The following is a 22,922-nucleotide window of genomic DNA, read 5'->3' as shown; positions in this document are numbered from 1 at the left end:
ATTTAAACTAAATACAACGTATCAAATTGAAGGAAGGGTTCAAAAATGAAAAACACATCACATCAGCTATTGATTATTCTTTTAGCTGTCGGTTCATTCGTCACAGGCACGTCAGAATTCGTCGTGTCAGGCATTCTAGATATGATTTCCGTTGATTTAAACATCTCCATTCCTGCTGCCGGGCAGCTTATTACCGTTTACTCTCTCTTTTATGCAGTAGGTGCTCTCTTTTTAGTGATGGCAACATCGAAATTGAACCGAAAAAAGGTCCTGTTATCGGCGATTTTTATGTTTATTTTAGGCAATGTGGTCGCCTTTTTTAGCCATCACTTTGTGCTTCTCCTGCTATCCCGAGTCATCATGGCAATGAGCGGAGGCTTATATATTGTCGTCGCCACGAATTATGCAGCGCAGATCGCCCCGCCAGAAAAAAAGGGAAGCGCAATGGCAACGGTCATTACTGGATTTACCGTTTCACTCGTACTTGGTGTCCCGATTGGCACATTTTTATCAGGTCATGTGGATTGGCACTATATTTTTCTCATCATTGCACTAGGTACTGCTTGTCTTTTATTCCTGCTTTATCAATTACTGCCACGCATGGAGGGACATTCACATCTGCCATTGAAGCAGCAATTACATCTCCTTCAAGATAGCAGAGTGATCAGCGGATTAGCCACAACCGTCTTTTGGATCTTAGGCTACACAATGGTATTCGCCTATATCTCGCCTTTATTACGACAGACCGCTGGCTTCTCTCTTGAAATGACAAGTATCGCCTTACTCATTTTAGGAATCGCTGCTTTTATAGGTTCACGATTTGGCGGCTTCGCCGTTGATCAATGGGGACCAAACCGAACCATCTCGACCAGCATCATGATCCAGATGCTCACTCTATTCACCCTATTTTTCACACAATTTTCTACAATTAGCGTCTTGATCACACTAGCCATATGGGGCATCGCAACATGGACGACAACGCCAGCGAAGCAGTTTTATCTCATTTCTCTAAAACCTCAAGCATCAGAAACCGTGCTGAGTTTTAATACAGCGATTATGAATATCGGCATGATGCTCGGATCATCAATGGGCGGCGTGATTATTCAGTATACAAATGTCACGAACTTAAGCTGGATTGGCGGTTTAGCTAGTTTTGTGGCATTCATGTTGATTCGGTATTCGTTCAATCGTCATCGACTGGTGGAACAACAGACAAAAAGCGAACATGTATAATCATGTTCGCTCCAGATTGTTGACAAAGTGCTAAAATGATCTTGATTTTAGCACTTTGTCTTCTTTTCAGCGTGATAGAAAACCTTTGAAGTCTAGGAAGGACGAGTACTGGCGCGGAGCGAATTTGACATTCGTGAGCACCAGCACGCAGGACTGACAACGAATGCGAGGGTTTGTCTACACGCTGAAGCGAACATGTATAATCATGTTCGCTCTCTTATTTATTGACTAGCTTTTGACGTTTCTTTTTTGACTGGAATAGTGACCTTTATTTCTTTGTGTGGCGCCAACATATTTAGTTCTGACAAATCAAGATAAAGCCCATAATCTTTAAAAGAAAAATGGTTTAATGATAAAGTCTCCAGATTCTTATCATCAAATTCAAAGATGGATTGCATAGAAGCTGTCTTTACATTCGTCACCTTCGCATGGTTCCCCTTCAAGTAATATCCGCTTTCATAGTCTGCTTGTGGATCGGGCCATAATTTCATCTTTTCAACATCGCCTAATCCAATGAATTCACCTATATTCTCCATCACATCCTGATCTAATTCTTTTTGATCTACTCCAGTAAATTGATAATCAACAATCACAGAACGGTCTTTTTGCTCTATCTTATTGATTTTGATTCCGATGCCATGGTGTTTTGTTTTGAACTGAACAGGCAGCTTTGTCTTGAGAGGAATGATGTGGCTGTATTCTCGTTCGATATCCACAGATGTGTCAAATGTCAATTCGGTCGCCTTTGGATTGATCGGCTGATTCAAAATCGTCAAATGTTCTTTTCTATTTTTATCAGAAGTCAGTTGTTTTTTCCTTAAAACAGTTCCAATCTCAAGCTCATACTCATTTCCTAAATTATCTTTCATCCCATGTATACTAACTTTATCATCTTTGGCAAAACCATTGTAATCAATGGCATATTGAATCGCAGAGCCATTCACTCCATTTTCTACCTTTACATTTCTTATTTGATAACGTCCATTTAAAATAGACACGTCTTTTTGTCCCGCTAGTAAGGTGGTTTTTTGCTTGACCACAGGTAACTTGAAGCGCCAATTCCCTACAATATCCCCAATCTTCGAAATAACAAGCGGGACTTGTTGACCTTGTTTGATCGTTTGTCCATTTGTATAGACTTCCGTCTGCCCAACATAGCGGCCATCTTTCATTTTTTTCAATCCCTGATTGTCGTAACTCGGTTGGAAAGTTTCATTTTTATGATCGAAGTTGTTGACTATGAATGGTACAGAATCTTCCTTTGTATTCAAATTCTCCACAGTAAACGTATAAACAAGCCGCCCTGCATCATAGTATACACTGTTTACTTTCACAGTAATTCCTCTTGATTCAGCACCCTCATTGACATGCTTCACCAACTCACTCTGAAAAAGAGACATTCCTACTTTATCGTGAAACATCATATAAAACTGCCCAATAATCGGCACACGAGCCATTGCTGTATTAAGAGAGGGAAAAAGGAAACCTGATGAAAAGTAAAGGACGATGAGAACGAGGACAGAGTATATTGGCGTTCTCCAGTTCCATTTGAACCAGTGTCTTTTCTGTTCCGCTTTTACATCTCCTATTGCTTGGCGAATCGCAGAGGTTACTTCAACCGTTGGTACATCAACCTCATCATAAAGCTCTTTCATTTCTTTTCGTTCCATCGACACTCTCCTCCTCTTCCAACGTTTGCTTTAATAACTTTCTTGCTCGATACAAATGAGTTTTGACTGTTCCTTCGGGCACACCCATCTGTTCAGAAATCATTGAAATCGAATAATCTTGAAAATAAAATAGCTGAATCACGAGCTGATATTGCTCATCTAACACATCAAGTGCATTTTTTAAATCGAGCTTGTCTTCCAAAAAATCATGCCGCTCAACGCTCTCATGCTGCTGTTCAAACGGAACAACATCTTGCTGCTTTTTCTTCATCGCAAAAATCGTATGAATCAAAATCCTAGTCAGCCATGTAGAAAAATAAGCCGGTTCTTTTAATCCAGATAAATGTTTAAATGCTTTAATGACCGTCTCCTGAACAGCATCTAACGAATCCTCTTTATTTCTTGTATAGAGAAAAGCCGTTTTATATAAACGCTCCTGATACATCAGCATTAATGTCTCAAATGCTGGGACATTCCCTTTTTGTGCTTTTTTAATTAGACGCACTTGTTTCATCTCATCCACACCTCCTACACCTGTTAGAGCAAGCTTTCTTTCAAACGGTTTCAACAAATGGAAATTTCTTTTACTTAGCATATGTCGGATAAAAATAGAGAAAGTGAAGAATAGAGTCGAAAGAACAAGTTGAATATTTGATATAATGGAAGAAATATCTTCAAAAAGGAGTATGTCGATTGTTTCGATTCGAAGAACCCACGTGTGCTAGCTGTCAGAAAAAAATAGAAGGAAACGAAGAAGTGTACGTTAAGTTGGTCTATCCAAAGAGAAAAGGAATGACAGAGGTGAAGGCTTGGCTGAGGAATGAAGGGGTTTTTTATTGTCAGGCATGTACAGAACAAAAGACATCGCATGGAGGATAATCAAATGAAAAAAATCAACTTTCCACAAACATTTCCAACCATACATACCGAAAGACTAATTTTAAAACAAGCAACGATCGAAGATGCTGAGGATATGCATACCTATTTATCCAATGAAGCCGTGTGCCGCTACATGGGCATTGATGCTCATGAATCCATCGAGGACACAAAAGGAGAAATCAAGTGGTATGACAACATCTTCAAAGAACAAACAGGCATCCGCTGGGGCATTTCTTTAAAAGATGATCCTGCGATCATCGGCAGCTGTGGATTTCTTAACTTGGAAAAACAGCACTGTCGCACGGAAATTGGCTATGAATTGCATCACGATCATTGGAGAAAAGGCATTATGAGCGAGGCGATTGCTGCGGTATTGCGATATGGATTTCAGGAATTGAACCTGAACCGGATTGAAGCCATTATTGATCCAGCTAATACGTCCTCTGTTCAATTATTGGAGAATTTTGATTTTGTTCGAGAGGGTTTATTGAGGGAGTATGATCTTGGTCAACATGGGTTTGATGATGTGTTTATGTATTCTATTTTGAAGCGGGATTACAATACACAATAGGTTGGAAAACAAAAAAAGCGAGATGCTCACTCGCTTTTTTGTTTGTACTTTTATAACCAGAATAGATCAACTTTAAGTTTGTATTGATGGCAAAACAAAAGCTGATATTTTAAACGCCTCATCATCACGTGATCAAGCTTATTCACCATGTATGTAATCCGCCTTCAACATGCTGTATATTTCTAAATCAACAACTCCTTTGCCAGACCATAAAACAGCTTGTCTGAGGAGCCCTTCTTTGATAAAACCATTTTTCAATAGGACTTTTTTCGATACTTCATTTGCTGGCATGACCTCTGCTTGAATTCTATTGATATCAATCTCTTCAAAAAGAAATGTCACAAGTGTAGAGACAGCTTCTGTTGCGATGCCCTTGCCCCAATGTTCCTCTGCCAAGAAATAGCCAATCGTCACCGCATTCACTTTTTGATTGAGGTCCATTATTTCAATGATGCCAACTAGCGTATGGGGCATGTTCTTTTGAAAGATTCCCCATTTCACTCTGCTTTTCTTCGTATAATCTCGTTCAAAATGTCCAATCATCTTTTTTACCGTTTGGAGGTTATGTTTGGGAATGATTCCACAATGCTGAAAGACTGCGTCATTGTCGTAAATTGAAAATAACTCTGGCAAATGATGCTCTTCCACCTTTTTTAACAATATATTCTTTGACGCAACTACAGGAAAAGTTCCAAACAGACTTTCTATTTGCATCTCTTAATCCCCCTTATTCCTTGATAGGAATATAGATTTTCATTTTGATATCGTTCGGGCCATTCGAATGTAAGACATCTGTTATTTCAAAATCTGGTCCACTTGTTCTTTCATAATTTGAATTTGGAAGCCAGCTACCATAGATATATCTTCTAGTGTTTTGCACCATTTCATGAGATCCACTCACTTTAAATTCTGCATATTTCCCCTCAGGAATCACTATTTTTACAAACCCTTCATTTAATTCTAGATCGAAATCCTCCACTTCTTCCCCTACCACAAACGAAAAATGACCATCATCTTGAAAAGAAGTAGATATACCATAAGCCATATGAGGTGCTATTTTCTTTTGAATCTGTTGATAATACTCCTTTTTTCCAAAATCCATATAAAACAAAGGAATGTCAGTGAAATATTCCTCATTTTGAAGATTAGTTTGATACTCGTAACCAATGATATAAAAATTGCCTAATTGAGTGATAACAGGTTTATTCATATTGAGTTCACTGTCTAGCTTAGATTGGTACGCTAAAAAATCCATTTTGTTTTGTTTCTTTAACATCACTCCCTCTTTTCGAAACCTGCCTGGTGTCACTCCAAAGAATTGTACAAAAGCACGAGTAAACGCTTCTTGAGATCCATACTGGAAAGCAATCGCTATGTGTAAGACATTCTGCTTTGTTTCTTTTAATAATCGAGCAGCCTCAGAGAGCCTTCTATTTCTAATATACTCTTGCACAGAAAAACCTGTAATGGCTTGAAACAATCGCTGAAAATGAAACGCTGAAAAGCAGGATTTCGAGGAAATCTCCTTTATACTTATATTGTTTTGGAGGTTCTCCTCAATAAACTCAATTGAATGCTGTATTCTCTCATAGTAATCCATTGTTTCTCCCCCCTCTACCTTTTATTTTATTACTTCCCTCCTCTTTTTTTTGATCATTTGTGCTAATTGTTGATTTTTAATAGACTTCCACTTATTTATTTTTAAAATGCTTTTCCTCTACTCTTTGATATTGCAACATAGCACAAAAAGTCAAGTTTCCTAAAGAGCATTTCCGCTATACTAAACTCACAAGGCAAGGAGGTGCTCGGTTGTCCTATCAAGAACATGAGAAAACGATTCAAGAAACATTGAATTATATTGAACAACATCTGAAAGATGATTTACCGCTTCAAACTCTAGCGAAACACGCTGGTTATTCTAGGTTTCACTTTCACCGTATGTTCAAAAAAGTGATTAAGAAGTCAGTGGTTGATTATATACGGGAACGACGGATGACCCAAGCGGCGAAGGATTTAATTCATACAGACCAACGGGCGATTGACATCGCATTGCAGTATCGATTTAGTTCACAGGAATCCTTTACTAGAGCCTTTAAGAAGATATATGACATGTCACCCGCACGTTATCGGAAATTATTAAGGAATGTAATTAATGAGGAGGAAACAAATATGGCTGATCATCAGAACACACCTACTGGATGGATTATGACGGGGGATGCCCCATCTGACTATGAAACAGGTTTGGATAACAAAATTGTACACAGTGGGACTAACTCCGCTTATTTAAAGTCAAAAGATAAAAAAGCTGGAGGTTTCGCAACATTGATGCAGCAAATTAAGTCTGAGCGTTACAAAGGGGAACGGCTTCAATTTTCTGCTTTTGTTAAAAGCGAAGATGTGAAAGGCTCAGCTGGTTTATGGATGAGAATTGACCACTCTTCAGGTGAAATTCTTGCGTTTGACAACATGATGAACCGTCCTATTACAGGAACAAATGGATGGAATCATTTTAGTGTCGTACTAGATGTTCCAGTAAAAAGTGAAGTCATTGCGTTTGGCGTATTACTACAAGGTCCAGGTCACATTTGGATGGACGAACTTAGTTTTAAAATTGTAGATGAAAGTGTGCCAGTGACAGAACAAAATACTGTGGATCATTTAGAGGATGAACCAGTGAATTTAAATTTTGAAGGCTAACAGACTGAATTTAAGAGGAGGTTAATTGTCATGAAAAAAATGGGTGCAATTTTATTGTTCGCTTTGAATTCACTCACCTTTATTTGTGGCCTTGGATTTTTATTTGGTGAGGAGGATACCACATTAAAACAGAAGTAAAATGAAGATAAGCACCTATAGAACAAAAAAAATCAATTGAAAAAGACATCCCTACCACTATCTCTTTTTTGTCATCTTGGTATAATAGAAAAAATCAGAAAAATGAGAATGCGATGATAAGGAATAGTACTTGCCGAAATGTTTTCAGAAAGTTGCTGGTTGATGAGAAGCAATAACAAAAAGGCAGGGAACTCACCTTAGAGTAGCCTTAGTGAAGTGAAAAGGATTGATGTAGTTAAGGTCGGCACCCCACCGTTATATGGGAAGGATATAAGATATAACAATCTGTATCCGAATAAGGGCATGATAATGTAAAGTTATCATGAAACAGGGGTGGTACCGCGTAAGAAGAAGTCTTTCGTCTCCAAGTTCAATCTTGGAGATGATAGGCTTTTTTTATATTCCAATTACAGGAGGAATCGATGATGTTTAACCACAAAAAATACGAAAAGAAATACTTTTTGCCACCGAACCTTACTTATGATTGGGTGAAGAACGAAACATTAGAACGTGCTCCGATATGGTGCAGTGTGGACTTACGGGATGGAAATCAAGCATTACCTATTCCTATGAACTTAGAAGAAAAATTGGAAATGTTCCAGTTACTAGTAGAGATCGGTTTTAAAGAAATTGAAATCGCATTTCCAGCTGCTTCTGATACGGAGTTTAGGCTATTACGGACACTGATTGATCATCATATGATTCCAGACGATGTCACGATTATGGTGATCACGCAAGCGAGAGAGCATATTATCCGCCGAACCTTCGAAGCCATTAAGGGGGTACCGAAAGCGATTGTTCATTTATATAATTCGACTTCAGAAGCGCAGCGCAGACAAGTATTTAAGAAAACAAAAGATGAAGTGAAACAAATAGCAATGGATGGAGCTATTTTAGTAAAGGAACTTGCCGAAAAAACAGAAAGCGATATTTATTTTCAATATAGTCCTGAAAGCTTTCCAGGAACAGAAGTTGATTATGCTTTAGATATTTGTAACAGTGTTTTAGATATTTGGAAACCGACACCAAATCATAAAGCAATCATCAATATTCCGACAACAGTTGAATATTCAATGCCTCATATCTTTGCAAGTCAGATTGAGTATATACACAAAAATCTGTCTTACCGAGACAGTGTGACATTGTCTGTTCATCCTCATAATGACCGTGGGTCTGGGGTGAGTGATGCAGAATTTGGCGTGCTAGCTGGCGCAGAAAGAGTCGAAGGTACATTATTCGGTATCGGTGAACGTACAGGGAACGTAGACTTGATCACCTTGGCGATGAATATGTACTCACAAGGTTATGATCCAAAATTGAATTTCAATAACCTAGAAGCGATTCGTAAACAATATGAAAAACTAACCAACATTACTGTTCATGAGAGACAGCCATATTCTGGCGAGATGGTATTCACCGCATTTTCTGGGTCACATCAAGATGCGATATCTAAAGGTATGAAATATAGAAAGGAACATCATGTTGATAAATGGGACGTTCCGTATATCCCAGTAGATCCAGTTGACTTGGGAAGGAATTATCAAACGGATGTGATTCGAATCAATAGCCAGTCTGGAAAAGGTGGCATAGGCTATATACTAGAAACAAATTATGGCATTCAACTTCCTTATCAAATGAATGAAGCCATGGGATATGAAGCGAAGAAAGTATCTGATCAGTCAAATAGAGAATTGTCTGTCGAAGAAATATATCATGTTTTTGAAAAGCAGTATGTTGATTTTCACCCTCATTTCCAGCTGCTTGATTATCAATTTCATAAAGGAGAAAAGCAGGAAGTCACCTTAACTTTGCTGAGAGATCATCAACAAATTGAAATACAAGGAACTGGGACTGGAAGTTTAGATGCGATCAGTCATGCGTTAAAAGCATATTTTCATCTCGAGTATGATTTGGAAGTCTATGAACAGAATTCTTTGGGCAAAGATTCTCAAGCAAAAGCCTGTGCACAGATTGGAATTTCATATCAAGGAAAAATGCATTGGGGTGCTGGGATTGATAAAGATATTATAGAAGCAACCGTGAAAGCCCTTGTGGTTGCAGTAAATAGGCTAGAGGTTTGGATGTAGATGGAAAAAGATAAACTTGAAAAACATGAGACGATGCAATATTTAAGAGAATACAACGAGCAAGAAATCTTTTATCAACAATACCAACAGAAAAAGCATGACAATCAATCATTGCAATTATTTTTGAAGGATTATGATCAAAACAATTTCATGCATAAGCAAATATATATAGAAGAATTTTTGCTAAAAGGGCAGAATGAATTTGAAAAAGAGGATACCATGTGGTTAGGTCAGGAGAAAGATATCGAAGTGAGAAAGTATAGCCGTTTTATGCCTCAATTGTCGGCTATCCATGATTTCTTTGAGATGATCTATGTTCTGGAAAATGAAATGTATGTAGAAGTGGAAGGCAAAAAAATGGCTTTAAAACAAGGAGATATTGCTTTTATTCCACCTAACACCATACACAAGCCAATTGTAATGGAGAATACAATCGCAATCCAAATCATGATCCGTAAAAGTACTTTTCAAAAAGTGTTTTTTAAAATGTTAAAAGGTAATCATGTCATTTCAGAGTTCTTTTTGAATGCATTGTATAGAAAAGAAAATAAACATATTCTTATTTTCCATAGTCACTTGGATAAAAATTTGGTAGACTGCTCTCTTCAACTATTTACAGAAAATTATAATCGGTTTCCTGGTTACCAGTTGATTATGAATAATTTGTTTGAGATATTATTATGTCTCTTATTAAGATTCAAACCAAGTCATATGAACGTAAATCAGGTCAAACAATATCGTGATATACGTATGATTGAAATGCTCCAATATATTCAGCAATGTTGTGAGCATATAACAATCCAGGAGATGGCAGAGGAATTTAACCTTTCACCATCTTATCTGTCTAAATATATAGCTCGTAAACTTGGCAAATCATTTAGTGAACTTCGACAAGAAATAAGATTGGAAAAAGCCTGCGAAATGATAACTGGAAGTAATTTACAAATAAATGATATTGCGACAACCGTTGGTTATCAAAATGTAGAGCATTTCATTCGTTTATTTAAGAAAAAGTATCACCTAACACCACATCAATATCGTTTAAATAATAAAGTCGAGCAAACTTCAAATCAATACTAATAAAAAGGAGAAATCATCATGTCGATCGAGAAAGTAAAAGATTATTTTAAACAATATGATATGGATCATCGGATTCAAGAATTTTCAGTATCTAGTGCAACTGTAGACTTGGCTGCTTCTGCATTGGGCTGCGAACCTGAAAGAATCGCAAAAACACTCTCCTTTCTAGTAAATGGACAAGCTATTTTAGTTGTGACCTCTGGCGATGCAAAAGTTGATAACAAAAAATTCAAAGAATATTTTAAAACAAAAGCTAAAATGCTGTCTCCTCATGAGGTCGTTGACTTGATCGGTCATGAAATTGGTGGAGTATGTCCTTTTGCTATAAAGAATGGCGTATCTGTTTATTTAGATCATTCACTCAAACGTTTTGAGACAGTCTATCCGGCTTGCGGGAGCAGTAACAGTGCTATTGAACTAACAATCAAACAATTAGAAAATTACTCCGGTTATTCACAATGGATTGATGTGTGTAAGGGATGGAATGATTCATTAACACATTAAAAACGGAAGGAGAAAGTGCAATTAAAAATAAAAAAGAGCTAGAAACCCTTGATACACAAAGGTTTCTAGCTCTATTATAATTATTCCCACTCGATGGAGAGGATAGAGCTAATAAAGCCTGTTGTTATCACATTTCTAAGGTGTCCCAATTACTTTGGAGACGATTTTGGCGACAATTGTTTCACCTCTTGATTACCGGCAAATATTGCTTACTCGTTGCAGTTTCAATTGTGATAATGCCTGCCATCGATTTGGCGACACCAAGATTCCTTGGGATTAAGGGCTCACAATATAATTATTTCAGATTATAAAAAATTCGGGACTTTGATAGCTAAAGAAATGAAAAGTGAGCTATGGTTGTTAGTTGAACATACGCTGAAATTGTTGGTGGAATCACCCTTGTCATACATTAAAGTATTAAAAAGAGTGCAAACGATAGAGCTTAAGGTGATTAACAAATACAATTTAAACGGAAAATAAAAAGGTGATGATGTAGACTAAAATAATTCTACACCACCACCAATGCAATTTCGCCCCTTTAGAATGATACTAAAATATTCTTGTGTTTAACCGTTATTTTAGATTTATTAAATCCTTCCACCTACTCCCTTAAATTTATCGACAAAGGTAGATATTTTCTGAAAAACGCTCTGTTTTTTTGTTAAATACTGAGGATTAAGAGGACTCATTTTTGGAAGAACATCATTAAGCTCAGTTCCATTTTCACTGGCATATTCTCTTTTTAATGAGGTTAAAATATATCTTTTTGCAGCCTCTTCATTCAATTTTTCAGTATGAATCAACTCTTCAGCCTCACGTCTTTGCTCAGTTTGAGCAAATGAGAAAAAGGCATCGATAATACTTGCTTTATCTTGAATACTATCTAAATCAGCTTGGTTGATAAAATCAACGACTAAGCTTTCTTTTGCACGGTTTCCTACGCTAGAACGAATGATGCGACGAACTTCTTCAACCAAGGATGCTTTATCTTTTACTTTTTTGTTATGTTCAAAAATAAGTTCAAGAATGTAATCTAAATTGATCTCTTGAGATTTCAAAAGATCTACTTCAAAGACAACATCATCCCAATCAATAGAGGAATTATCTTTTTCTTTTCCAGTTTTTTCACGGCGAAGCCAATCACGAATGTCATTATATGAAGAGCGATAATCTTGAATCGTTCTTTCTTCTGGTACTTGAATCTCTTGCATAGCCGCTATATCTTCATCTGTTACATAATGAGTCGATTTAAAATCTTCAAGAGCTTTAGGATCACTCACATCTAGTGTTTGTAGAGCTTTAAAACTTGTAAATTCATCATAGTTCTGTAGGATATTTTCAATGCGCAAATATTCACCAAACAGTTTCGCAAAATCCTTTTTATCCTTCTCCGTAGCAATATCTTCAACATTAGGAAAACGCTCTTGTAGCTCTTTGACTACGTCTACATAACCACGACGGGCTTCACCCGTTGCCACATCTGAGAATCCTTCCATATACTCTTTATAGCTTTTTTCCAGCACCACATTTTTAGTGTTTTTATCCCCAAAAAGAGTAATGGCGTCTATGCTTGCTTGTTCTAAATCTCTAAAAGTAACAATATTACCAAAGGTTTTGGTGGAATCATAAATACGATTTGTTCTTGAAAAAGCTTGCATTAAACCATGATACCGAAGATTTTTATCAACAAATAAAGTATTTAATGTAGGTGCATCAAAACCTGTTAAAAACATTCCTACAACAATCAATAAATCAATCTCTTTGTTTTTTACCCGTTTAGCAAGGTCCCTATAATAATTTTGAAATTCCTTACTTTCAACGCCATAATTGGTTTTAAACATGGCATTATAGTCTTTAATGGCTAAACTTAAAAACTCTTTTGCACTACTATCCATAGCTGTAGGTTCAAAAGTTTCGTCAAGAATTTCACCTATAGCATTTTGCTCCTCATTCGCTGCAAAGGAGAAAATTGTCGCAATCTTAAGGGGGTTACTGCTTCCCTGTTGTAAGTTATTTAGTGATTCATAGTAGAGTTTGGCTGCGTCAACACTACTCACAGCAAACATGGCGTTAAATCCTTTTCCATTCGCGTTTAAACGATGGGTTTTTACTCTAAAATTAGAAAGAATGTATTGGGAAATTTCTTTAATCCGTTCAGGATGCAGCAAAGCTTCTTTATTTTCTGCTGCTGATAGCTTCTTCTCATCCTGTTCTGTTTCAATTGATTTGAACTTTGGTCGTACATCGTTATAATCTACTTTGAACTTTAAAACTTTTTCATCTCTAATGGCATCTGTAATGACATAAGAGTGTAATTCTCGACCAAAAACAGAAGCAGTCGTTTCAGAACCCAAAGCATTTTCAGGAAAAATAGGTGTCCCTGTAAATCCAAACTGATAGAACTTTTTAAACTTTTTCTTGATATTCTTTTGAGCTTCTCCAAATTGTGAACGATGAGCTTCATCAAAAATAAATACCACTTGCTTATTATATATAGAGAGTTCCGCTTCGCTTTTAATGAGATTATTCAGTTTTTGAATCGTCGTCACAATAATCTTATTATCATCTTTTTCAATGTTACGTTTTAATCCTGCGGTACTTTCTGAACCATTAACACTGTCAGGGGAAAAACGCTGATACTCTTTCATCGTCTGAAAGTCCAGGTCTTTCCGATCGACAACAAAAAATACTTTATCTATAAAATCCAGTTCAGTAGCCAATCGAGCAGCTTTAAAACTCGTAAGCGTTTTCCCCGAACCTGTTGTATGCCAAATATACCCCCCGCTTTCAGTGGTACTCCATTTTTTGGCTTGGTACGTACTCTTAATTTTCCATAAGATTCTCTCTGCAGCGGCAATTTGATAAGGACGCATAATCAACAAGTTATCACTCACATCAAAAACGGAATATTTCAGTAGTACATTCAATAAAGTATCTTTCTGAAAAAATGTAGCTGTGAAATCTTTTAGATCTTTAATCAGGATATTATCCGCTTTTGCCCAATTCATCGTAAAATCAAAACTGTTCTTATCACGTTTCGTCGTATTCGCAAAATAACGGCTGTCTGTCCCATTAGAAATCACGAAAATCTGTACATATTTAAACAGAGATTTTTCAGAGTTAAAACTCTCTTTACTATATCGATGAACCTGATAAAAGGCTTCACGAATAGCAATCCCACGCTTTTTAAGCTCCACTTGTACTAAAGGTAATCCATTGACCAGGATGGTCACATCATATCGATTGGCTTTCGTTCCTTTTTGCTCAAATTGCGAAATGACCTGCACTTTATTGTTGGACATATTGTTCTTGTCTACTAGGTAAATATTCTGAATATGCCCATCATCAAAGACAAAGTCATAAATATAATCATTATGAATTTTACGGGTTTTATCAATGTGGTTATCACCGGGTTTATCTAAAAACTGCTCACAAAATCGAATCCATTCCTCTTCTGAAAACCGAACATTGTTGAGGTTTTGCAGTTGCACACGAACATTAGCAAATATTTTTTCGCGAGTGTTTAAACTTGGTAGATGCTCATAGCCTTGATTAACTAAATCTTGAATTAGCTCTCGTTCTAAATTAGCTTCCGTTTGATAGCCAACCCCTTGTTCTGCTATCTTGGTATACTTATCTAAAACTATATAGTGATTTGATTCTGCAATGGTTTTGAGATCGCTCATTAAATTTCCGCCTCCTCTACTTCAATTTTATATCTTTCATCTTATTTAAAATGATATTTTTCCTTAAGTCCCTTTAGTAAATAATTCAAAACACGTTTATCATCATCTAATAATTCAGCTATTTCATCTCCTGAATGCTTAGAATGACTCGAAATATTAATGATTCTTGTAATATAAGGTTCAGGGTTTCCCTCTGTAATTTCAAATAAAAGTTCTCCCCAGTTGTCATAACCCAAAAATGTCGATGTTTTCTCCAAAATATTCCTAAGGTAATTAAAATGATACTTTTTTAATTGATCTGTTTCAATAGCTCTCTCTATTTCATTTTTTAAGAAAAGATGATAGGAAAAAGGTGAATCATTCCTTTGGGAAACTAATTCATGTTCCCCATCTCCCTTTTTTTTAAGAAAATATTTTTTGAATTTATCTTTCCTAAACTCATTATGTAACACATTATAAAATAAGGGATTATGTGTGGTTATAATAAACTTAAGTTCTGACTGACTTCGCTTAATTAATTTTGCCAAATTTACCGCTAATTCAATCAAACGATTGTCATCCAATGAACTTACTGGGTCATCTATAAATACATATTCCAACTGATTAAATTGATCTGTTTCTCTATCACTTGGTTCAGCTACATTTAATACATCAATAACTTGTTCAAGTAGAGAATTAAAAACACACCATACAAAGTTACTCTCTTCACCTTTTGAAATTTTAATGCTATCTGAAATCTCATCATTACCACGTTCATATGAAAAGGTTATTTCTGTAAAAGCCCCTACTGTTACATTATTCCCATTCTTATCTTTAATAGAATATTCTTCATTAAAATGTGGAGTTAATTTTTCATCGGTATAGTGTTGAAAGTTAGAAATAATATTCCTGTCTTGTCCTTGCTTTTCTAAAATCCAGTTTGTAAAAGTATTAGGATGAATTTTAAGTTTTAGTTCAGTATCATTTTCTAAGTCATTATCCCAATAAAACAAATCTTCCGTAAAAGCATTATAATAAAGATAATTTTTACCCACTACTTCCGATAACTCTACCTCCGTATCCCCATCTAAATCCGTTGATAATAACGATTTGAATTCTCGTGAAAGCCTAGTTTTCCCCGTCCCATTAAAAGCATAAACCAACTGAACTTTTACATCAGATTCACTCGCATCTTTAGCTTTAGTTTTATGTTTGGCGTCTTTCAGCGTTTGTGCAATTTCAGTTAATGAAGTTCCCATATTAATCCTCTACCTCCTCTTTTGGAAAACTAAGAAGCATATTACGATAATATTCGTATTGTTTTTCACGCAATTCTATTTCACGAGGTAAACCCTCGGTGATCGAAATGGTTAATGCGTCTAATTTATCTAAAATAGATACTATACGCTCTTGTTCCGTAAGAGGTGGGATTGGGATTAGAAACTTTGTAAATTCTTCTTTTGTAATAGTTTTTATCGTACTGCCACGAGCTTTATCTTTTTCAATCGCAAATTTGGCTTGTAGTTGATATGCAAAATATTTTTTGTTGATATTGACAAGAAAACTCTCAAAAATAGCAAGAGTTCTATCAACATAGCAATCATATTGTGTAATAGCAACTCTACCTATACTTCCTTGTAAAGTTACAATGACAGTGCCTTCTTTTACAAACACACTTTTAGGTTGTGCTAATTTCGAGATTTTGTTTTTTGTGTTTTGTACAAGTCGCATATCTTCCCCAACATCGACTACTTGAACAAAAGGCATTGCACCGTCACCGTCGTACCACTCACCTTTACCATAAGGTTGAGGGAATGAGCCACGACGAAAAATAGCAACATCCCCCAAAGATTTCCATTCAACTTCACCCTCTTCAAAAGTAAACAACTTTTCACGATAATACTCATATTGCTTTTTACGAGCTGTAAGCTCTACTGTAAGCTCTGCTGTAAGCTCTGCTGTATGGTCTGAGAAGGAGTCTAAAATACGAATGATTTCTTCTTGCACTTTAAGAGATGGGATTGGGATTTTAAACTCTTTGACCTTAGCATCAGAAATTGCTGGATATGCTGATCCACTTTGATTCTCTTCTAAATACCTTTTAAAATCAGATGAAAAAATATAATGATAAATCCATTTAGGTAAAACTTCATTTGTTTTGGCTCTTAAAATACAATAACCAGTACTAGCAACTCCTCCGGAAAATTCTTCAGTAATCAAACAAACTCGTTGCTGGGTAGGACGAGTTGTTGCAAAAATAACATCATTTTTGATTACTAACTTTTTGGCTCTGCTTGGTGCATCTTCGGCGGATATTTCAGTTGTTTTAATTATTTTGTTTGTTTCGCGACTAACTGAAGTTAAATCAATATACCGATAAGTATCCTTTGTCTCTCTCCACTTAATATTGGAAGTTGGTAATGTAACTTCCCCTAAGGCTTTCCACTCAACCTCAACCTCATCAAGTAGTTTCTCTATATAATTCGGCTTAATCATGATTCAATCACCTCAATAATGTCATCAATTTCAGCACGAAGTTTGTCTATCTTTGCTACAGTCGTTTTTATCTCGGCATTCAGCTCATTAATATCAATGACTTCCTTTGCATTTTTCGCTTTCACGTATGAACTTACTGAAAGATTGTAATCATTTTGAACGATTGCCTCATAATCAGCAGAGTTTGCAACATAATCAATATCTTCTTTACTGTCAAACATTTTCATTATTTTCTCTATATGTTCATCTGTAAGTATGTTATTATTCGTTTCTTTTTTATAGAAATCTACTCCACTTGCATCAATAAATTGAGTTTTATTATCGGTTTTATGCTTAGAAAGTACCAAGATATTAACTGCTATTGAAGTCCCGTAAAAGAGGTTAGGTGCTAATGAAATAACCGTTTCAACAAAGTTATTATCAATCAGATACTTTCTAATTTTTTGTTCTGCACCACCACGGTAAAAAATACCTGGGAAACAAACGATAGCAGCACGACCTTTACTTGAAAGGTAACTAAGTGCGTGAAGTACAAAGGCAAAATCGGCTTTAGATTTTGGTGCTAATACGCCTGCAGGGGCAAATCTTTCATCATTAATAAGCGTTGGGTCATCACTACCAATCCATTTTACGGAATAAGGCGGATTTGATACAATGGCATCAAATGGCTTCTCGTCACCAAAGTGAGGATCTCCAAGCGTATTTCCTAAAGCAATATTAAACTTATCGTAGTTTATATTGTGTAAAAACATATTCATACGAGCAAGGTTATAAGTTGTAAAGTTAATCTCCTGTCCATAAAAACCATCTTCGATAATATGAGCATCAAATTGTTTTTTTGCTTGTAATAAAAGTGACCCTGAACCGGCTGCAGGGTCATAAATCTTATTAATGGTTGTTTGCTTGTGTATTGCTAATTGAGCAATAAGCTTTGATACATGCTGAGGTGTGAAGAATTCTCCTCCAGATTTTCCTGCATTGGCAGCATAATTAGAGATTAAAAACTCATAGGCATCACCAAAAAGGTCAATTTGATTATCTTCAAATTTACCAAAATTAAGCCCTGCAACACCTTTAATGACAGCAGCTAAACGACTGTTTTTGTCCTTCACAGTATACCCTAGTCGATTACTAGTTGTGTCGAAATCAGCGAATAATCCTTTAATATCTAGTTCAGATGGATAACCATATGCTGAACTTTCAATAGCAGCAAATATAGCTGCTAAATCTGTATTCAAACTTTCATTTGTGTTAGCAGTTTTCGCAAGATTAACAAACAGCTGACTTGGATATATGAAATACCCCTTTGTTTTAATGGCATCCTCTTTGATTTCTTTCGTTATAATATCATCTGGAAGTTCTGCATAATTGACGCTTTCATCTCCAGCTTCAATATAACTAGAAAAGTTTTCGCTAATGAAGCGATAAAACAGTGTTCCTAAAACATATTGTTTAAAATCCCATCCGTCTACAGAGCCACGGACATCATTGGCTATTTTCCAAATTTGAGATTGTAATTCGGCACGTTGTGCATAAGACATTTGTATACCCCCAAATTTTCTTCTGATACATTGATTATAAAGTTATTCTAGATAAGTTTGAAGATTCTTCCACCTTTTAGTTTCTTACCATATTCAAACAACAATACAATGTTCTTATTTTCTCTTCTAGTATAACATTTACAGGCATGTGTGGATTATCTGTATATCTTTTTTATTATGTTTCTCAAAATATTCTAATGACAAGATTGTACCTCCACATTATAAACCCTGCCACCGTGATGACCGTAATCAGAATCACCCGGCTAAAGCCTAAATAAAAACTCCCACCGACAATCATTCGGCGAGAGTTTTTGGCGACAATCTTGGAGACAATTCAAAAGAAACTTGGTCTCAGAAAGTCATATGAGTTTTACCTAAACGGCATAAAATCAGCGTTTTTCGGTGTATAGAGTGTCGCTTACTACTCCCACTCAATCGTAGCAGGCGGCTTACTCGTAATATCATACACCACGCGGTTCACATGCTTCACTTCATTGACGATACGAGTCGAGATCTTTTCAAGAACGTCCCAAGGGATTCTTGCCCAGTCACTCGTCATCCCATCAATCGAAGTAACAGCACGGATACCGATTGTGTAGTCATATGTTCTTGCGTCACCCATGACACCTACGCTGCGGATGTCTGGGAGAACCGTGAAGTATTGCCAGATGTCGCGCTCAAGGCCGAAGTTGGCAATTTCTTCGCGTAGAATTGCATCCGATTCGCGGACGATTTCTAGTTTCTCTTCAGAAATTTCACCTAGTACACGGATACCTAGTCCTGGACCTGGGAATGGCTGTCTCCACACGATGTCGTCAGGAATACCAAGCTCTGAACCTAGGGCACGGACTTCATCCTTGAATAACGTGTTCAAAGGCTCAATCAATTCGAACTGCATGTCTTCTGGAAGACCACCTACGTTGTGGTGAGATTTGATTGTTTGTGCCGTTGCTGTTCCGCTCTCAATGATATCTGTGTAAAGTGTTCCCTGTGCTAAGTAGTCAATTCCTTTTAGCTTGTCCGATTCATCATCGAATACATAGATGAATTCGTTACCGATGATTTTACGTTTTTGCTCAGGATCAGACACACCTTTTAGCTTGTTTAAGAAACGATCTTTTGCATCTACTTTAATCACGTTCATGTTGAAACCTTCGCTAAATGTCTTCATAACCCCTTCTGCTTCGCCTTTGCGAAGAAGACCGTGGTCAACGAAAATACATGTCAGCTGATCACCGATGGCTTTGTGGATCAATACCGCCACAACAGATGAATCCACACCGCCGCTTAGTGCGCACAGTACTTGTTTGTCTCCTACTGTTTCACGGATTTTCTGCATTTCGATTTCAATGAAGTTCTCCATTGACCATTTGCCATCGCAATCACACACGCCGAAGACAAAGTTTTTCAATAGGTCATTTCCGTACTCAGAGTGACGAACCTCTGGGTGGAACTGAACGCCATAGAAATTCTTCTCAGCTAAGCTCATCGCTGAGTTTGGACAATGTACACTTGTTGCATCAACTGTAAAACCTTCTGGTACTTCAACAACGAGGTCACCATGGCTCATCCAAACAACTTGATCAGTCGGAAGGTCTTTAAATAAAGCAGGCGTTCCATTAATGTGGATATCTGCTTTTCCGTATTCACGCTGGCTTGCCGCTTCTACTTTCCCGCCTAAATAGTGGGTCATGAGCTGCATGCCGTAGCAAATGCCTAGAACCGGAATGTCTAGATCAAAAATCTTTTCATCACAGCGGAAAGATCCTTCATCATAAACACTGTTTGGTCCGCCAGAAAGGATGATTCCTTTAGGCGCCATTTCTTTAATTTCTTCAGCAGTTAAAGTGTGCGGATGAAGCTCACTGTACACACCAAATTCACGAATACGGCGTGTGATCAACTGATTGTACTGACTGCCGAAATCTAGAACCAAAATCATTTCATTTACTAAATTTGTCATGGTGTCACCTCTATGTCCAATATAGTTTTTTATAAACGCACAGAAAAAATGAGAGGAGAAAACCTGCTCTCAGTGTGAATCACGCTTTTGAAGCGCCCAGACTCACATCCGAACGCTTCAATTTCATGTATTTTAGAAGGTTTTAATATTCACCTATTCTAACAACAGGAAGGTACGGGGTCAAGACTATCTCCTGTTTATTAAATTTTCCCATAACTTTGCCGATTGCCCCCAAAGCATCGACGCATCCTCTCGTCGATAGAGTGCCCGCTCATAGAGTCGCGTCAGCTCTGTCATCAGATGATCTCCATCTTTGTCATCGATCAAAGAAGCAAATTCTCTTAGCGTCATGCCAGGCTTTTTCTCAATTCCCCTGCGCTTCAGCTGCTTTAATAGCGCAGCATACGCATAGAAGAATACTTCCTCCTCTGGCAGACGTTTCGCCTTTCTTACAATAAAGAATGGCAGCCATCTTGCTCTGAATCGATAAAGCATCCAGCTTATTAAGCCTAGAAGTATCATAGCTCCTGCCGCAAAACCTAAGATTGATCCAACATGCACCATATTAGGCTTCGCTTCCGCTGTTTGTTTCTTTGGTTCAGCCGGCTGCGCTGTCTCTTTCTGCTGTGGCTGTTCTGCTCGCTGATCTTCGCTTGCATCAGAGCTAGGCTGATCTTCTTCCTTTTGATCATCATCAGTTTGATCACTTGAAGCAGATTCATTTGTAAAGGTCTCTGGGTTCGTAAAACCTTTTGTCGGTTCGAAGGTCACCCAGCCTCTGTTTGGGAAATACACTTCTACCCATGAATGCGCATTGTTATTGGTCACTTCGTACACATTGTTTCCATCCATCTGTGTTTCATATAATTGACCTGACGTGTAGCCTTTCACCCATCTCGCCGGAATCCCAATCGAACGAAGCAGCACAATCATCGAGGTTGAAAAATTATCACAGTAGCCGATCATCGTATCAAACAAAAATTGATCCACATAATCTTCTTGACGACTTGGCACAGCGACATTTTGTGTTTCATATGAAAATTTCGCAGACCCTAAGTAATCCTCAATCGCTTTAGCCTTGTCGTACATATTATCCTTCGTTTCCGTTAAGCTGTTTGCCAATGTTTTCACTCGTTCTGGCAATGAGGAAGGAAGCTGCAAATATTCACGACCAACCTCCTGATTGACCTGCTTCTTTGTCGGTACTTTGATTTTCTGCAAATCCTCCAGGATAAATGTAGGAGATAAGAAACTGACTTGATAGTTCCCTAAATTTTTAGGTGGGTTTTGCATAGACGGGACAATTTTCTCCGTTTTGCCCATGATTTGCAGCGGAATGTTATCCATTGGCATCAGCATGATCGTTCCAATAGGATACACAGCATGATTAAATCGATAATCCGATTCTATATCAATTCTTGTTTCATGTTCCTCTGTTTTCACACGATTGGTAAACCATCTATTTGGCACTTCGGCGCCTTTTAGCCGAGTAGGCTTCGTATCATTTGAAGCATCCTCCCAGCCCTTTCCTGTGTAAATACTTTTTGTTTCGACACGAAAGTAGGACGGCTCCTTTCCGCTCCATTTAAAGACCGGTGTTTGGTCCTCACTAAACGGTCCGCCAAGCGATGAATCATCTGTACTATATCCCACCTTATTCTGTCCCGCAGAGCCATCTTGATTCGTCACCGCCTTAAAAAACGGGACAGGATCAGGCCACTTCGGATCAGACTTTGGTAAAGAAGCGCCGAGTGTTGCTGACAGAAGAACAAGCGCCATCATGGGCAAAAACCACTTTAGACGCGCCTTCTGTGATACCCGAATGCCTTCAGCCGAACGCAGTCGATCGAAATAAAGCAACCCAAGCAAACAAAAACCAAACACCATAATACGAACGATTGCAAAGGTTGCATCATATGGCGTAAACGTATCCAGAATCGTGACATATACAATCGTCATGAGTAAAAAGAAAAAGATACGCTGCTGATAGACCACCCAATAATGAAGCAAGTAGACAAGCAGCCATAGCAAAATATAAAACAATAATGTGCGGAAGGAGGGATACATGTCACTCCACATGCCTGTGCTCATCAAGGTGATATTATCTTTAATATCAGCAAATAATGCAGCCGGATAGCTTGGCTCTGCTTGATAAAAGATCAAATATAAGGCGAGCAAAATCAGGCCGGTACAAATAGGAAACGTCACATACCACTTCAAACGAAAGAATGTAAACAAACAGGTAAGCCCTATAAAAATGATGAAATAAGACGTATGACTCGTCTCTGTAAAATCTTGAAGCGGTCGAAGCCACTCCCAAAGCAGCAGAAATGCTACAGCATAATAGATGAACAACTCAAAACGGCTTTGCCGCTGATGCGTATGCAGCATAAAAGTT

General features: G+C 37.4%; 17 protein-coding genes and 1 other annotated feature. Of the genes, 7 read left to right on the top strand and 10 right to left on the bottom strand.

Features of this window, described 5'->3' with window-relative positions; all coding sequences use genetic code 11:
* Positions 1 to 45: 45 nt before the first annotated feature.
* Positions 46 to 1,233 carry an MFS transporter gene (locus MKX52_RS03100; RefSeq protein ID WP_342491458.1) on the top strand — a complete coding sequence of 396 codons (1,188 nt, stop codon included), beginning with the start codon at positions 46 to 48 and terminating at the stop codon, positions 1,231 to 1,233.
* 221 nt (positions 1,234 to 1,454) lie between these two features.
* Here the strand turns inward: MKX52_RS03100 and MKX52_RS03095 are convergent, their stop codons facing one another.
* Together MKX52_RS03095 and MKX52_RS03090 are read right to left on the bottom strand one after the other, a co-directional pair.
* On the bottom strand, positions 1,455 to 2,903 hold the full coding sequence (locus tag MKX52_RS03095; protein ID WP_342491457.1) for a DUF4179 domain-containing protein: 1,449 nt from the start codon (positions 2,901 to 2,903) through the stop codon (positions 1,455 to 1,457).
* Positions 2,872 to 3,417 carry a sigma-70 family RNA polymerase sigma factor gene (locus tag MKX52_RS03090; protein WP_144504521.1) on the bottom strand — a complete coding sequence of 182 codons (546 nt, stop codon included), beginning with the start codon at positions 3,415 to 3,417 and terminating at the stop codon, positions 2,872 to 2,874. Before MKX52_RS03090 ends, MKX52_RS03095 begins: the two co-directional genes overlap by 32 nt.
* A gap of 179 nt (positions 3,418 to 3,596) precedes the next feature.
* On the opposite strand from MKX52_RS03090, the gene MKX52_RS03085 reads away from it, so the two are divergent.
* Together MKX52_RS03085 and MKX52_RS03080 are read left to right on the top strand one after the other, a co-directional pair.
* Positions 3,597 to 3,782 (top strand): Fe3+ hydroxamate ABC transporter substrate-binding protein, encoded by a 186-nt coding sequence (locus MKX52_RS03085; RefSeq protein ID WP_119124499.1) that lies wholly within the window; start codon positions 3,597 to 3,599, stop codon positions 3,780 to 3,782.
* 4 nt (positions 3,783 to 3,786) lie between these two features.
* Positions 3,787 to 4,353: a GNAT family N-acetyltransferase gene (locus MKX52_RS03080; protein ID WP_342491456.1), complete on the top strand. Its 567-nt coding sequence runs from the start codon at positions 3,787 to 3,789 to the stop codon at positions 4,351 to 4,353.
* A gap of 138 nt (positions 4,354 to 4,491) precedes the next feature.
* Here the strand turns inward: MKX52_RS03080 and MKX52_RS03075 are convergent, their stop codons facing one another.
* Together MKX52_RS03075 and MKX52_RS03070 are read right to left on the bottom strand one after the other, a co-directional pair.
* The gene (locus MKX52_RS03075) at positions 4,492 to 5,067 is read right to left on the bottom strand and encodes a GNAT family protein (RefSeq protein ID WP_012009128.1); all 576 of its coding nucleotides are present in this window, start codon (positions 5,065 to 5,067) and stop codon (positions 4,492 to 4,494) included.
* 13 nt (positions 5,068 to 5,080) lie between these two features.
* Positions 5,081 to 5,953 (bottom strand): AraC family transcriptional regulator, encoded by an 873-nt coding sequence (locus tag MKX52_RS03070; RefSeq protein WP_012009127.1) that lies wholly within the window; start codon positions 5,951 to 5,953, stop codon positions 5,081 to 5,083.
* 209 nt (positions 5,954 to 6,162) lie between these two features.
* Between MKX52_RS03070 and MKX52_RS03065 the strand changes: the two genes are divergently transcribed.
* The 4 genes from MKX52_RS03065 (at position 6,163) to MKX52_RS03050 (ending at position 10,859) form a co-directional block, all read left to right on the top strand.
* On the top strand, positions 6,163 to 7,050 hold the full coding sequence (locus MKX52_RS03065) for an AraC family transcriptional regulator (protein WP_342491455.1): 888 nt from the start codon (positions 6,163 to 6,165) through the stop codon (positions 7,048 to 7,050).
* A 242-nt stretch (positions 7,051 to 7,292) separates the two neighbouring features.
* Positions 7,293 to 7,557, top strand: a binding site (T-box leader).
* Positions 7,558 to 7,613: 56 nt separating this feature from the next.
* Positions 7,614 to 9,275 carry a 2-isopropylmalate synthase gene (locus MKX52_RS03060; protein WP_342491454.1) on the top strand — a complete coding sequence of 554 codons (1,662 nt, stop codon included), beginning with the start codon at positions 7,614 to 7,616 and terminating at the stop codon, positions 9,273 to 9,275.
* Entirely contained in the window at positions 9,276 to 10,355 is a 1,080-nt protein-coding gene (locus MKX52_RS03055) for an AraC family transcriptional regulator (RefSeq protein WP_342491453.1), read from the top strand.
* An 18-nt stretch (positions 10,356 to 10,373) separates the two neighbouring features.
* The gene (locus MKX52_RS03050) at positions 10,374 to 10,859 is read left to right on the top strand and encodes a YbaK/EbsC family protein (protein WP_342491452.1); all 486 of its coding nucleotides are present in this window, start codon (positions 10,374 to 10,376) and stop codon (positions 10,857 to 10,859) included.
* 587 nt (positions 10,860 to 11,446) lie between these two features.
* On the opposite strand, the gene MKX52_RS03045 is transcribed toward MKX52_RS03050, so the two are convergent.
* The 6 genes from MKX52_RS03045 to MKX52_RS03020 form a co-directional block, all read right to left on the bottom strand.
* Positions 11,447 to 14,545 (bottom strand): type I restriction endonuclease subunit R, encoded by a 3,099-nt coding sequence (locus MKX52_RS03045; RefSeq protein WP_342491451.1) that lies wholly within the window; start codon positions 14,543 to 14,545, stop codon positions 11,447 to 11,449.
* A 41-nt stretch (positions 14,546 to 14,586) separates the two neighbouring features.
* A complete protein-coding gene (locus tag MKX52_RS03040; protein WP_342491450.1) occupies positions 14,587 to 15,783 on the bottom strand; it encodes an AAA family ATPase in 1,197 nt (398 codons plus the stop codon).
* 1 nt (position 15,784) lies between these two features.
* A complete protein-coding gene (locus MKX52_RS03035) occupies positions 15,785 to 17,020 on the bottom strand; it encodes a restriction endonuclease subunit S (protein ID WP_342491449.1) in 1,236 nt (411 codons plus the stop codon).
* The gene (locus MKX52_RS03030) at positions 17,017 to 18,561 is read right to left on the bottom strand and encodes a type I restriction-modification system subunit M (RefSeq protein ID WP_342491448.1); all 1,545 of its coding nucleotides are present in this window, start codon (positions 18,559 to 18,561) and stop codon (positions 17,017 to 17,019) included. Before MKX52_RS03030 ends, MKX52_RS03035 begins: the two co-directional genes overlap by 4 nt.
* Positions 18,562 to 18,982: 421 nt before the next feature.
* Positions 18,983 to 20,524, bottom strand: a complete 1,542-nt coding sequence (gene guaA, locus MKX52_RS03025) for a glutamine-hydrolyzing GMP synthase (RefSeq protein ID WP_342491447.1) — start codon at positions 20,522 to 20,524, stop codon at positions 18,983 to 18,985.
* 186 nt (positions 20,525 to 20,710) lie between these two features.
* Positions 20,711 to 22,915 carry a transglutaminaseTgpA domain-containing protein gene (locus MKX52_RS03020; protein ID WP_342491446.1) on the bottom strand — a complete coding sequence of 735 codons (2,205 nt, stop codon included), beginning with the start codon at positions 22,913 to 22,915 and terminating at the stop codon, positions 20,711 to 20,713.
* Positions 22,916 to 22,922: the final 7 nt, after the last annotated feature.

This window comes from Bacillus sp. FSL R5-0422, from assembly GCF_038610765.1.
Lineage (GTDB): Bacteria > Bacillota > Bacilli > Bacillales > Bacillaceae > Bacillus > Bacillus pumilus_O.
Note: the sequence above shows the minus strand (reverse complement) of the source record. Positions and strands in the feature narration are given on the sequence as shown.